This is a genomic window from Marinospirillum insulare DSM 21763 (genome assembly GCF_000686905.1).
GTDB lineage: Bacteria > Pseudomonadota > Gammaproteobacteria > Pseudomonadales > Halomonadaceae > Marinospirillum > Marinospirillum insulare.
Genome location: NZ_JMLW01000007.1, coordinates 48,158 through 61,060 on the forward strand (window position 1 = coordinate 48,158; position 12,903 = coordinate 61,060).

General features: G+C 45.4%; 13 protein-coding genes. 9 read left to right on the forward strand and 4 right to left on the reverse strand.

Annotated elements, in window-relative coordinates; genetic code table 11:
• Window positions 1-9: 9 nt before the first annotated feature.
• From BP27_RS0103930 to BP27_RS17495, 4 genes are read right to left on the reverse strand one after another with little or no spacing between them, the layout of a single operon-like run.
• On the reverse strand, window positions 10-507 hold the full coding sequence (locus BP27_RS0103930) for a chemotaxis protein CheW (RefSeq protein WP_027850438.1): 498 nt from the start codon (window positions 505-507) through the stop codon (window positions 10-12).
• A 23-nt stretch (window positions 508-530) separates the two neighbouring features.
• Window positions 531-2,630 carry a chemotaxis protein CheW gene (locus tag BP27_RS0103935; RefSeq protein ID WP_027850439.1) on the reverse strand — a complete coding sequence of 700 codons (2,100 nt, stop codon included), beginning with the start codon at window positions 2,628-2,630 and terminating at the stop codon, window positions 531-533.
• Between the two features lie 36 nt (window positions 2,631-2,666).
• Entirely contained in the window at window positions 2,667-3,032 is a 366-nt protein-coding gene (locus BP27_RS0103940) for a response regulator (protein ID WP_027850440.1), read from the reverse strand.
• Window positions 3,033-3,066: 34 nt separating this feature from the next.
• Window positions 3,067-4,791: a methyl-accepting chemotaxis protein gene (locus BP27_RS17495; RefSeq protein ID WP_036239344.1), complete on the reverse strand. Its 1,725-nt coding sequence runs from the start codon at window positions 4,789-4,791 to the stop codon at window positions 3,067-3,069.
• A 240-nt stretch (window positions 4,792-5,031) separates the two neighbouring features.
• Here BP27_RS17495 and rsxA point away from each other — a divergent pair, with 240 nt between their 5' ends.
• Genes rsxA through BP27_RS0103990 form a run of 9 tightly spaced genes read left to right on the forward strand, consistent with a single transcriptional unit; the run spans window position 5,032 to window position 12,903 of the window.
• A complete protein-coding gene (gene rsxA / locus BP27_RS0103950; RefSeq protein ID WP_027850442.1) occupies window positions 5,032-5,613 on the forward strand; it encodes an electron transport complex subunit RsxA in 582 nt (193 codons plus the stop codon).
• A 10-nt stretch (window positions 5,614-5,623) separates the two neighbouring features.
• Window positions 5,624-6,238 (forward strand): electron transport complex subunit RsxB, encoded by a 615-nt coding sequence (rsxB, locus tag BP27_RS0103955; RefSeq protein WP_027850443.1) that lies wholly within the window; start codon window positions 5,624-5,626, stop codon window positions 6,236-6,238.
• A gap of 2 nt (window positions 6,239-6,240) precedes the next feature.
• Window positions 6,241-8,061 carry an electron transport complex subunit RsxC gene (gene rsxC / locus BP27_RS0103960; protein WP_027850444.1) on the forward strand — a complete coding sequence of 607 codons (1,821 nt, stop codon included), beginning with the start codon at window positions 6,241-6,243 and terminating at the stop codon, window positions 8,059-8,061.
• Window positions 8,058-9,113, forward strand: a complete 1,056-nt coding sequence (locus tag BP27_RS0103965) for an RnfABCDGE type electron transport complex subunit D (RefSeq protein WP_027850445.1) — start codon at window positions 8,058-8,060, stop codon at window positions 9,111-9,113. The genes rsxC and BP27_RS0103965 overlap by 4 nt, the downstream gene beginning before the upstream one ends.
• A complete protein-coding gene (gene rsxG, locus BP27_RS15140) occupies window positions 9,106-9,786 on the forward strand; it encodes an electron transport complex subunit RsxG (RefSeq protein ID WP_051610270.1) in 681 nt (226 codons plus the stop codon). The genes BP27_RS0103965 and rsxG overlap by 8 nt, the downstream gene beginning before the upstream one ends.
• Window positions 9,783-10,496 (forward strand): electron transport complex subunit E, encoded by a 714-nt coding sequence (locus BP27_RS0103975; protein ID WP_027850446.1) that lies wholly within the window; start codon window positions 9,783-9,785, stop codon window positions 10,494-10,496. Before rsxG ends, BP27_RS0103975 begins: the two co-directional genes overlap by 4 nt.
• A 2-nt stretch (window positions 10,497-10,498) precedes the next feature.
• Window positions 10,499-11,131, forward strand: coding sequence for an endonuclease III (gene nth, locus BP27_RS0103980; RefSeq protein WP_027850447.1), 633 nt, complete (start codon window positions 10,499-10,501; stop codon window positions 11,129-11,131).
• Between the two features lie 40 nt (window positions 11,132-11,171).
• Window positions 11,172-11,867: a DUF3334 family protein gene (locus BP27_RS0103985; RefSeq protein WP_027850448.1), complete on the forward strand. Its 696-nt coding sequence runs from the start codon at window positions 11,172-11,174 to the stop codon at window positions 11,865-11,867.
• A gap of 34 nt (window positions 11,868-11,901) precedes the next feature.
• Complete coding sequence (locus tag BP27_RS0103990) at window positions 11,902-12,903, forward strand: branched-chain amino acid aminotransferase (RefSeq protein WP_027850449.1); 1,002 nt, start codon at window positions 11,902-11,904, stop codon at window positions 12,901-12,903.

Genomic DNA, 12,903 nt, shown 5'->3' on the forward strand with positions numbered 1-12,903 from the left:
AACCTCTTGTTAAAGTGCTTCAGCCACACTATCCATTAGCCCCATTTCACTACTAGACATAAGTTTTTCTATATCAACCACTATGGCCATGCGCTCTTCAATACTGGCTAAGCCTTGAATGTACTGAGTATCTAAAGCAGCGCCGAACTCTGGTGCGGGCCTTATTTGCTCTTCGCTTAAAGCCACTACATCAGAAACACCATCCACAACCATACCGACAACTCGACTACCTAAATTTAAGATAATCATCACTGTAAACTGGTCATAAACGGCTTCGCCTACTTGCAGCTTTAAACGCATATCAACCACCGGCACGATAACACCACGCATATTAATGACTCCCTTGATGTAGTCAGGAGTATTAGCAATGCGAGTCACACCATCGTAACCACGGATTTCTTGCACTTTTAAAATATCTATGGCGTATTCTTCTTCACCTAAAGTGAAAGTTAAGAATTCCTGGTGGCCCGTTAGAGCCTGAACACTTTCTGCGGCCAACTCACTCATAATTTTTTCTCCAATCAAAGTATCTATACAGGCTGGGTCATTCTTGCAAGCTGTTCTATATCTATAATTAAAGCCACACGACCATCGCCCATAATGGTGGCTCCCGACACACCTTCTACACGACGATAATGAGTCTCTAAACTTTTAATGACTACTTGGTTTTGAGAAATTAATTCATCTACAAATAAAGCCAATTTACCCTCTGCACTTTCTACGACTACGAGTATCCCTTCTTCAGGATTAGTAAAACGAGGCTCTAGGTTAAACACCTTGTATAAGGAAATCAGCGGCAAGTACTCACCACGAATATGCACTACACGACCTTGACCCGACACAGTTTTTAACTGCTCTGAATCTGGCTGCATGGATTCAATAATGCGCGTTAATGGCAGTATAAATACTTCATCGCCCACTCTCAGAGACATACCGTCTAAAATGGCTAGGGTTAGGGGTAGGCGTAAGCTAATGCGGGTACCCTTGCCTGGTTCAGAATCGACTTCTATTTGGCCTTTCATTTCGGTGATGTTACGCATAACTACGTCCATGCCGACACCACGACCAGAAACATCGGTGACCTGAGCAGCGGTAGAAAAACCAGCAGCAAAAATTAACTGCCAAACTTCTTTATCGGTTGGGTTTTCACTCAGTGGCACACCTTTTTTAGTTGCACTGGCAATCAGTTTGTCACGGTTTAAACCCGCACCATCATCAATTACTTCAACTAATATGCTACCGCCTTGGTGCCCTGCACTTAACGTAATCGTACCTTGCTCAGGTTTACCTACTGCCAAGCGTTCTTCAGGCGATTCAATACCATGGTCGATAGAGTTACGCACTAGGTGGGTTAAAGGGTCGGCTAGTTTTTCAATCAAACCTTTATCTAACTCAGTTTCCTCACCAACCAACTTAAGTGCCACTTTTTTGTTCATCGTGCTGGATAAATCACGTACTACACGTGGAAAGCGACCAAAAACAAAGTTAATCGGCATCATGCGAATCGACATCACCGCTTCTTGTAAGTCACGCGAGTTACGCTCTAGGCTACTTAAGCCGGAATAAATTTCTTCATGCTCCATAGGGTCTAAGGCAGATAACGACTGAGCCAGCATGGAGCGGGTTATAACTAATTCACCTACCAGGTTAATTAGCTGGTCAACTTTCTCTACTCCCACTCGTATAGAGGCTTCTGCAGCAGTGGCTGGGCGTTTAGCTGTTCCTGAACTAGCGCTTTTAGCTGGTTTCTTTTCAGGTGCTTTTTCTGTTGCAGCTTTGTTAGGTTCTGTCGCTGCCATTTCAGTTTCAAGGGGTAAGCTTTGCTCATCAATAAAGAAACCAAAGCCCTGCTCGTCTTCTTGCTCAGCTTGAAGCTTATCGAGTTCTGCAGGTAGCTCTGCTTCATCTATAAAAAAACCAAAGCCTAGGTCATCTTCAGTTTCTTCTTGGCTGCCCGTTTCTTCTAAAGTAAAAGTCACTTCATCTGCGGCGCAAACGTAAGCAAAAATTTCTTCAAGGTCTGCTCGCTCGGGGTTTCCCAACAAGCGCCAGCTGGCTTGGCCTTCAGATAACTCACTCAGCACTTGCAGCTCGCCCAGTGCTTGAAGGTCAGTATTAATCGCTTCCCAAGAAGCACCCTTAGCAAAAACATCTTCTGCTGGGTGTAGTTTAATTAACCAGCTAGCTTCAGTAGCTGGCTGAGTGGTTGCGCTGGGCTGGCTAACCTCTGCGAGTGGCTCATCACCTTCGGCTAGGTGAAGGAGCTCTGCCTGCAAGCTTTCAATACGTGCTTGATCAACCTCACCACCATGTTGATGGACATCTAGCATACTGCTTAATAAATCGCAGCAATGTAAAAATGCATCAATCATCACATCGGTAGGGTGTAACTCTTCTTTACGCAGTCGATCAAGCAACGTTTCAAGCGCATGAGTTAACTGGGCAATATCAGTAAAACCAAAAGTGCCAGCACCGCCCTTAATAGAGTGGGCAGCCCGAAAAATAGCATTTAAGTCATCTAGACTTGGAGTTTCCAAGTCTAGTGCCAGTAACAGGCTCTCCATTGTTGCTAGGTGCTCGTAAGCTTCATCTATGAATACCTGATGAAACTGGCTGAGATCAATACTCATAAAGCGGGCCTCTTCCAAAAACTGCTACGCAAAAAATTAACCTATAACCTTTTTAACCACATCAATCAGTTTTTGAGGGTCAAAAGGTTTCACTAACCAACCTGTAGCACCTGCCGCCTTACCTTGTTGCTTCATGGCATCGCCGGCTTCTGTGGTAAGAACCAAAATAGGTGTGCGTGCGTAGCTAGGTAAAGCTCTTAGGCTTTTAATCAGGGTTAAACCATCCATATTTGGCATATTTTGGTCGGTTAAGACTAGATCAAAACGACCCGTTTTAGCCTTTTGCAAACCCTGAGCACCATCGTTAGCTTCTACCACTGTGTAACCAGCACCTTTCAAAGTGAAAGATACCATTTGGCGAATAGAAGCCGAATCATCAACAGCTAGAATTGTCTTAGCCATAAACCTTTAATCTCCAAAATCTTCAATAACAAAATTAAAACTCTTCCCACTCATCGTCATCAGAACGCTTAGGTGCTGGAGGAGGAGTTAAACGGCGGGTAGGTGCAGGCTTACTTGCTGCAGCTTTAACGGGTCCACGCTTAGGCGCTACCAAAGGAGCTTTACGAGCAGCTTGTTTAGCAGCTGCTTTTTGTTCACCCTGCTGACCACTCACTTTAAACAAAGCAACGGCATCACTTAAAGCTTCCGACTGTTCTTCTAAAGACTCAGCCGCAGCTGCAGCTTCTTCAACTAGAGCGGCGTTTTGCTGGGTTACATCGTCCATCTGAATAACCGCTTGGTTAACCTGCTCTATGCCTTGGCTTTGTTCATCTGAAGCTGCAGAAATCTCACCCATTAAGTCGGTTACTCGCTTAACTGAGGTGACTATCTGCCCAATGGTTTCACCTGTTTCATGCACCAGTTTACTACCTAAGCTAACCGTCTCTACTGACTCGGTAATTAGCTCATTAATTTCTCTAGCTGCTGCTGCTGAACGCTGCGCTAAGGTACGCACCTCACCTGCAACTACCGCAAAACCACGACCTTGTTCACCGGCACGCGCTGCTTCAACGGCTGCGTTTAGAGCCAAGATATTAGTTTGGAAAGCAATGCTATCAATTAGCGTAGTGATTTCTGCAATTTTGTTTGAGCTAGCACTAATCTCGCCCATGGTGGCAACCACCTGCTTAGCACGCTCACCACCATCCGTTGCAACCACACTGGCTTCTTGCGAAAGCTGGTTAGCTTGGCGCGCATTATCAGCATTCTGACGCACAGTAGAAGTCAGCTCTTCTAAGCTAGAGGCAGTCTCTTCTAAGCTAGAGGCCTGCTCTTCGGTACGTTGTGATAAATCAGAGTTACCTGCGGCAATTTCACCTGCAGCAATGTTTATGGCACTCACCGATAATTTAATATCACCCACCAAGTCTTCAATTTTTTCAACAAACTGGTTGAAATGTGAGGTGAGCTGAGTAATTTCATCTTGGCCTTGCGTATTCAAACGTACCGTTAAATCACCATCGCCTGAACTAATTTCACGCATCGCACTGGCAGTTTCATTAATAGGTCGAATAATCGACTGGCCTATTAGCACACCCACCACCAGCATGATGGCTAAAATAACCAAGGCTGTACTACCTAAAGCAATTAGGCTGTCCATAAACATGGCGTCTATATCATCAACATACACGCCTGTTGCTAAAACCCACTGCCACTGAGTATTTAAACGTGCATAAGAAATTTTAGGTGAAGGCGCGTCGTTAGCTGTTCTAGCCCAGTAGTAGGGAACAGTTGCTGAGCCATTGCGCTTAGAACCCTCAATCATTGCCCGTACAAAATAATCTCCCTCGGTATCTTGAAGGTCGATTAGATTGCGACCGCGTAAATCTGCACTAGGGTGAGCTAGGGTCAACCCCTCAGAATCAAAGACAAAAACATAGTCATCGTCTGGCCCATAAAGAATATCGATAATTCTATCTAAGGCTTCTTGCTTGGCTACACGCTCGCTTAACTTGCCTTGCCTCACTTGCTTTTGGTAACCAGCAATAATGCTATCAGCCACATCGATGATCTCAGTCACCTGGCTTAGTTTTTCAGCTTCCATATCGCTATATTGACGATTTAAAGCCAGCGCTAGAATACCTAGCATGCCTATCACAGCTAAAAGATTAACAATCCAAATGCGGTGATTTATTTTTAATTTTCGCAACAACATCATTCCACTGGCCTCAAAATATAAAATATTACAGTCGGTGAATTACTTTCAAAAACAATGCTTGCTTCTGACATGGTTGGATTATGCCTTTTTTTTTTAAACACTGCATTGAAAACACCTACCAAACGCTGGAAGAAAACTGAATAAAAAACTATCCTAGCGGCTCTGCGGCAGTCTGCCACCTACATTAAGCCAGCGCACTTAGGTTAAAATTACCTAATTTAGTCGCTTAGAGCAGGATAAATGACCGAATACCTACTACTTCTCCTTAGCACAATTCTGGTAAACAACTTTGTTCTAGTGCAATTTCTTGGCTTGTGCCCTTTTATGGGAGTGTCGAACAAGCTCGACTCAGCCCTTGGCATGTCACTAGCAACCACTTTTGTGTTAACACTTTCCTCTGGTTTAAGCCACTTGGTTTATTACGGTCTTTTAGCACCACTAGAGCTAGAATACCTGCGCACCCTTAGCTTTATTATTATGATTGCCGCCGTGGTGCAGTTTACAGAAATGGTGGTACATAAAACCTCGCCACTACTTTACCAAGTGCTAGGCATTTTCTTACCCCTCATTACCACCAACTGCGCAGTACTTGGGGTTGCTTTGCTATCCATCAATAAAGAACAAACCTTTGTGGAGTCGATTCTTTACGGCCTAGGCGCTGGCCTAGGTTTTGCACTGGTTTTAGTTTGCTTTGCCGCCATGCGAGAACGCCTAGCCTTGGCAGATATTCCCAAGCCTTTCCAAGGCGCAGCCGTTGCTATGATAACCGCTGGCTTAATGTCTTTAGCTTTTATGGGCTTTACTGGCATGGTGCAGTTGTGAGGGTGCAAATTTGAGTTTAATCACCGCTATCTTCGCTCTTAGCTTACTGGCCTTAATTATTGGCTTGTTATTGGGTTTTGCTCAAGTACGCTTTCATTTAGAAGGCGACCCGCTGGTTGAAAAAATAGACCAACTCTTACCCCAAACCCAATGCGGCCAGTGTGGTCACCCAGGTTGCAAACCTTATGCAGAAGCCATAGCCGCAGGCGAAGCCATCAACCTTTGTCCACCAGGGGGTGAAACCACCATTCAAGCCTTGGCAGATTTGCTTGGGCGTGACCCCTTACCCCTAGATGCAGAAGACACCAGCAGTAGTATTAAACGCGTTGCCTACATAAGAGAAGATGAATGCATTGGCTGCACTAAATGCATTCAAGCCTGCCCAGTCGATGCGATTCTTGGCGCTGCTAAGCAAATGCACACCGTTATAGCTGATGAATGCACTGGCTGCGATTTATGTGTAGAGCCCTGCCCTGTGGATTGCATAGATATGCTGCCTGTCACTAGCAACCAACCTAAAGACTGGCAATGGCCAGCACCTTCAGGCCCACTTGCACCAGCAGCTAGCCGAATAATTACTACAGACCGAGCCACTGATCAGACAACTAGCCAGGAGGCTGTTTAAGCATGGCAACCACTTGGATAAAACGCACTTTTCATGGCGGCATTCACCCAGCTGAAAACAAACACCTATCTTCACTGGCTGAAGTTAGAGTTGCTGCGCTACCTAAACAAGTCGTACTTCCCTTGTCTAGTGGCAATGGCCCGGCACTTAAACCCTTGGTTGAGGTGGGCGACAGAGTAAAAACTGGTCAATTAATTGCTAGCTGCTCAAAAGGTTTTTCAGCCAATTTACATGCCAGTATTAGCGGTCAGGTAATAGCGCTAGAAGAACGCCCCCTAGTCCACCCTTCTGGCTTAAACGTGGCTAGCATTGTTATTACTAGCGATGGGCAGGACACGCCTTATCAGCATCCTGCCTATCCTCTTTGGCAAGAAGCCACCGATGAGCAGTTATTAGAGATGATTCAACAAGCTGGATTAGTCGGCTTAGGTGGTGCAGGTTTTCCTACGAGTGTCAAAATTAACGGGGCTTATCAGCAAGGCATTAAAACTTTAATTATTAATGCTGCAGAATGCGAACCTTACATTACCGCCGATGATCTTCTCATTCAAACGCAAGCTAAAGCACTCTTAGATGGCATTGCCATTTTACAGCGCTTACTTAAACCTCAAGCTATCTTGCTAGGTATAGAAGACAACAAACCTGAAGCCCTCGCTGCTTTAGAAACTGCCTTAAGTGAACACCCACTAAAAGCAGCACTAGAAATAGGTGTACTGCCAACCCGCTACCCTTCGGGCGGTGAAAAGCAACTTATACAACTCCTCACTGGGCAAGAGGTTCCCAGCGGTAAAATCCCTCTAGATCTAGGCGTGCTCTGTCATAACGTAGGCACTATTTATGCGCTTAATGCTGCCGTTACACTTGGGCAACCTTTAATTCAACGCCTAGTAACCGTCACCGGACAAGCCGTTAGCCAGCCGGGGAATTACTGGGTAAGACTAGGTACACCTATTCAAGATTTGCTAGATGAAGCAGGTATTAAAGAAACCAGCAGCAAAAAAGCTCAACGCTTAATTGTGGGTGGCCCCATGATGGGCTTTACTTTGGATAGCAGCGACTACTCGATAACTAAAAGTGTTAACTGCCTTCTACTGCCCACAGAAAAAGAACTTCCTCTGCCTGGAGTAGAACAGCCTTGCATACGTTGTGGTCAGTGTGAACTAGCTTGTCCTGCACAGCTATTACCCCAGCAGCTTTATTTTTATTCGGCTAACCAAGCCTATGAACAAGCAGCTGATCAGCAATTATTTGATTGCATAGAATGCGGTGCTTGTGCCTGGGTCTGCCCTAGTGAGATTCCGCTGGTACAATATTACCGCCATGCCAAGGCAGAATTAAGGCAAATGCAGGCAGAAGCGATAAAAGCAGAACAAGCTAAACAACGCTTTGAAGCACGTAACGCACGACTAGAACAAGAAAAGCTGGATAGAGAAGCTAAGCGCCTAGCTAGAGCAGAAGCCGCTGCTCGTATGGCTGCAGCAAAAAAAGCTGCTGCTGAAAAAGAAGCGACTGAAACAGAGGCAAGTCAGCAGACTAGCCAACAAACTAGTCAGGCAACGGCTAGCAAAGCACAAGCCACCCAAGCCCCAAAAGCAGTAGCCAACAACACTGCTTTATTGAAGCAACTTAAAACAGCCAAAGCAGCGGCTAGTGTCGCGGTTAGAAAAGCTGAAAAAACACTCAGCAACCTAGAAGTTAACCCCGATGCGACACCCGAACAAATGAACAAGCAGCGAGAGATGATAGACAAAGCCAAAGAACAGCTTGCCAAGGCTGAAGCCAAACTAGCCGAAGCAAACAGTTTGCAGGAAACCACTCAATGACCCGTATTCTACTTAGCTCCCCCCACGCTCACGGTAAAAGCAGCACCAGCAGGGTGATGCAACAGGTGATTCTTGCTTGCTTGCCGGGCATCGTTGCGCTGACCTACTTTTTTGGGCCAGGCATATTGGTTAACCTCTTGCTAACCACTGGCAGTGCTCTACTTGCAGAAGCTAGCGTTTTAAAGTTAAGAAAGCGTAACCTAGCCCCTTTACAAGACTATTCAGCAATTTTAACTGGGGTACTTTTAGGTGTTTGCCTGCCTGCCAGTGCCCCTTGGTGGATCCCCGTGAGCGGTGCGCTGTTTGCCATGCTAGCTGCCAAACACCTGTTTGGTGGGCTAGGCCAAAACCCTTTTAACCCTGCCATGGCTGCCTATGCCTTTTTGTTGATTAGCTTTCCTGTGCCCATGACACTCTGGCCTATGGCCGCTACTGCCGATCAACTGAGTTGGTTTAACAGCCTGCAAGGGGTAGATTCTCAAACGGGTGCCACGGCCTTAGATGCTTGGCGCAATAAAGGCCCGCAAATGGCCAGTGAGTTTTGGCGAGCCACCCAAAGCCTAAGTCCTTTAAAACCTCTACATCCAGCCATGCTTCAAGCTTCAACCTACATTGCATTGGCTTGGCTAGTGGGTGGTGCTTACCTTATTTATAAACGCATTATTAACTGGCAATTACCCTTAGTATTTTTAGCCACTCTTTTGGTTTACAGTGCTTTTTTATGGGGTATTGATAGCAGCCATTACGCGCCGCCTTGGTTACATTTTGCTGCTGGGTCAGCGGTCTTTGCTGCTTTTTTTATAATTACCGATCCAGTTAGCTGTGCGACCAGTGTCAAAGGTCGTATTTTTTTTGCTTTAGGCGTGGGCCTATTAGTTATTAGCATTCGTACCTGGGGTAGTTACCCAGATGGCGTGGCCTTTTCGGTACTTTTAATGAACTTTGCCGCACCAGCTTTAGACTACTTCACCCGCCCCAGAGTTTATGGGCATAACAAACCACAGAGCGGTATGGGTTCAGGGAGCAAAAAAGGGGAGCAAAAAAATGACTGATTCTAGCCCTAACCCCAATTCAGCACCCAGCTATAAATCTAGCCTTACGCAAAGCGTGATTGGCCTAGTCATTTTTGCCGTAATTACCGCTGGTGTGGTTAGCTTTACTCGCCTTATGACCGCAGAACGCATCCATAAAAACCAGGCACTAGCTGAGGCTAAAGTTCTTTATAGCCTAGCGCCAACCGATCAATACGAATTAAACCTAGATCAGCCTTTAACCCTACCAGCCGCACCAGAACTAGGGCATAACCAACCGTTTACTGCCCACCTAGCGACTCAAAAGGGTCAGCCAGCACTGATTATTCTGCCTCTCACGGCTAAAGATGGTTACACAGGTGATATCAACCTACTTGTGGCAATGAACCTGCAAGGTGAAATTAAAGGTGTGAGTGTTGTTAGTCACCGTGAAACTCCAGGGCTAGGTGATCGTATTGAAGAACGTAAATCTGACTGGCTAAAACAGTTTGCTGGCAAAAGTTTGACCAATCCTACAATTAGCGATTGGGCAGTAAAAAAAGACGGTGGCGAGTTTGATCAGTTCACCGGGGCAACTATTACCCCCAGAGCCGTGGTTAACGTTATTAAGCGCAGCCTGCTTTGGCAGCAAAACCAAGCTTGGCAAGAAGAAATTCCACTAGGCCTAGAAGCAGAAGTAGGAGCAGAAGAATGAGTGATTCGGCAGCCAGCGTTGATTATCGCAAAATTACCCTAGATGGCTTATGGCACAACAACCCTGCCCTAGTGCAACTCTTAGGGCTTTGTCCACTTTTAGCCGTTACCGGTACAGTGACTAATGCTTTAGGTTTAGGTTTAGCAACCCTGCTGGTACTACTTGGTTCAAGCTTTTCTGTCTCGCTGATTCGTAACCATGTTCCTGCTAGCGTGCGCCTCCCTGCTTTTGTGATGATTATTGCTTCTTTTGTGACCTGTGCAGAGCTGTTAATGCAAGCCTTCACCTACGAGCTTTATCTAATTTTAGGTATTTTTATTCCACTTATCGTAACCAACTGCGCCATTTTAGGCCGTGCCGATGCTTTTGCCTCTAAACATTCACCCTTAGCTGCACTGATAGATGCACTGATGGTCGGCCTAGGTTTTGCGCTAGTATTAATTTTATTAGGTGCTTTGCGAGAACTTTTTGGACAGGGCACCCTCTTTAGTGGTATGGATTTACTCTTTGGCCCCCTAGCCGCTAACTGGCAAATTACCTTTTTTACTGACTTCCAAGTATTAATTTTAATGCTGCCACCAGGTGCGTTTTTTGGTATGGGGCTGATTATTGCAGGTAAAAACCTGCTAGATAACCACCTAAAGGAACGCCAAAAACCACAAATAATTACTAGCGACAAAACCAGTCGGCGAGTACGTGTGACTAATTAAACATGAATAAAGACAAACGTTACCAAATTTTTAGCCGTTTAAGGGAAGCTAACCCCAACCCAACCACTGAGCTTAACTGGAGTAATAATTTTGAACTCCTTGCAGCGGTACTTCTTTCGGCACAAGCCACCGATGTAGGGGTAAACAAAGCCACTGATAAACTTTTCCCTGTTGCTAATACCCCCCAAGCCATTATTGATTTAGGCTTGGAAGGCTTAAAAAGTTACATAAAAACCATTGGCCTGTTTAATACCAAAGCCACCAACCTAATGAAAACCTGCCATATTTTGGTAGATAAACACGGCGGAGAAGTGCCTGCCACGCGCAAAGCATTGGAAGCCCTACCCGGTGTCGGCCGAAAAACCGCCAATGTGGTGTTAAATACTGCCTTTGGTCAGCCCACCATAGCCGTTGATACGCATATTTTCCGCGTTAGTAACCGTACTGGCATAGCCAAGGGTAAAGACGTAGATGAAGTTGAGCAAAAACTACTTCGCCATGTACCTGCTGAGTTTAAAAAAGACATTCACCATTGGCTTATTTTGCATGGGCGTTATACCTGTGTGGCGCGCAAACCCCGCTGCCTTAGTTGTATAATTGAAGATCTATGTGAATTTAAAGAAAAAACTGAGTAAGATAATGCCAATAATAAACATCTAATACTTGAGGTTTACTGTGACCAAACTTGCTACTGCCAGACGTTCTGGTGCAATCACCACTGAAGAAGTACTGATTATTCTTTGCCACTCAGTTAATGAAGTATTAAACAATGCTGGTAACCCTGGTGTTGAATACTCGCCTATGGTTCAAAAAATCAACAAAACCTGCCTACGTCCAGATATCGGCTGTTTTGTGCTCTTTGATGGTGGTTTTTCAGGCCTAGTGATTATCAACTTCACTGCAGAGTCAGCGATGGAAATTTACCGTAGTTACCTGTTGAGCATGGGCATGCCAGAAAATGAGCTAGCCCTTTTTCATACTGCCGATGAAGTAGGTAACGTGATGGGCGAAATCATGAACCAAATTGTGGGTGACTTTACTAATAAAATTCGCCACCAATTAAAAACCTCCATCACCCAAAGCCAACCTAAGATGATGGCGATTAACAAACAGGTACAAATTTCTGTTAACACCACGCTAGACCAACCCCAGTCACGTCGTGTTACCTTTAATACAGCACAAAATAATATTTTTTATCTAGAGCTATCCATGGATAAAACTGAATTTATTAAACTGCACGACTTTGACGAAGCCGAATTAGAAAACCCTGATGATATTCTTGCTAGCACTAAGCGCCAAACGAACCAACCCAGCAGCGATAGCTCATCAAACACTCAACACGATGACCTAATGAACGACCTAGGCATCTAATTAGCAAACAGTAATTTTTTAAGGAACACACAGCATGGCAACGGCATTTGGTACAGTTTTTATGCCTGAAATGGCAATCACTTGGTTTGATGGCAAGAACTGGAGCCCAGTAGAAATGGTACCCAGCGATCGCCTAACGCTTCATCCTGGCGCTCATGTGCTTCACTATTCCAGCACCTGCTTTGAAGGCTTAAAAGCTTTTCGCCATGCAGACGGTTCGGTCAATATCTTTCGTATGGACAAAAACCTAGAGCGTATGGCACAAAGTTCACGCCTACTAACTCTACCCGAGCTAGACCTTAAAATAGCAGCAGACATGATTAAACAAACCGCTGCTCGTTTTGCTGATGAAGTTCCTGCACCCCCTGGTTCTCTTTATATTCGTCCCACCCATATCGGTACTGAAGCTGCCGTTGGCAAGGCCGCAGCACCCTCAGAAACCTCTTGCTTTTATGTATTAGTTAGCCCAGTGGGTGACTATTTTGCAGGTGGCGATCAAGCACTTCGCTTGTTATTAGAAGAAAACGGTATGCGTTGTGCACCTCACATGGGCATGATTAAAAGCGGTGGTAACTACGCCAGTGCATTACAACCCATTATGAAAGCTAAACAAGAAGTCCAAGCTGACCAGGTGCTTTTTTGCCCTAATGGCGATGTACAAGAAACCGGAGCTGCTAACTTTTTGCTGATTGATGGCAATGAAATTATTACTAAAGCCTTAGATGAAAGCTTTTTGCATGGTGTAACTCGCGATACCATTTTAACCCTAGCTAAAGACTTAGGTATGCAAGTGTCTGAACGCCAGCTAACGGTGACCGAACTACTAGAACGTGCCGCCAAGCCTGGCTGTGAAGCTGCTCTTTCAGGTACTGCTGCTGTTCTTACCCCCGTTGGCACACTGATTCATAACGGCAAAGAATACCCTGTAGGTAACGGCGGTATAGGCCAAACCGTAGTGAAACTACGCCAAACCCTCAACGCTATTCAGTGGGGTGAGGCAGAAGATAAACACGGCTGGTTAGAGCGCGTTAATTAG

Bases quoted from the DNA above. Each gene is read 5' to 3' on its own strand.
- BP27_RS0103965 (WP_027850445.1), top strand. From the start codon at position 8,058: ATGACCCGTATTCTACTTAGCTCCCCCCACGCTCACGGTAAAAGCAGC.
- BP27_RS17495 (WP_036239344.1), bottom strand. From the start codon at position 4,791: ATGATGTTGTTGCGAAAATTAAAAATAAATCACCGCATTTGGATTGTT.
- BP27_RS0103930 (WP_027850438.1), bottom strand. From the start codon at position 507: ATGAGTGAGTTGGCCGCAGAAAGTGTTCAGGCTCTAACGGGCCACCAG.
- BP27_RS0103975 (WP_027850446.1), top strand. From the start codon at position 9,783: ATGAGTGATTCGGCAGCCAGCGTTGATTATCGCAAAATTACCCTAGAT.
- nth (WP_027850447.1), top strand. From the start codon at position 10,499: ATGAATAAAGACAAACGTTACCAAATTTTTAGCCGTTTAAGGGAAGCT.
- rsxA (WP_027850442.1), top strand. From the start codon at position 5,032: ATGACCGAATACCTACTACTTCTCCTTAGCACAATTCTGGTAAACAAC.
- rsxC (WP_027850444.1), top strand. From the start codon at position 6,241: ATGGCAACCACTTGGATAAAACGCACTTTTCATGGCGGCATTCACCCA.
- rsxG (WP_051610270.1), top strand. From the start codon at position 9,106: ATGACTGATTCTAGCCCTAACCCCAATTCAGCACCCAGCTATAAATCT.
- BP27_RS0103935 (WP_027850439.1), bottom strand. From the start codon at position 2,630: ATGAGTATTGATCTCAGCCAGTTTCATCAGGTATTCATAGATGAAGCT.
- BP27_RS0103990 (WP_027850449.1), top strand. From the start codon at position 11,902: ATGGCAACGGCATTTGGTACAGTTTTTATGCCTGAAATGGCAATCACT.
- BP27_RS0103940 (WP_027850440.1), bottom strand. From the start codon at position 3,032: ATGGCTAAGACAATTCTAGCTGTTGATGATTCGGCTTCTATTCGCCAA.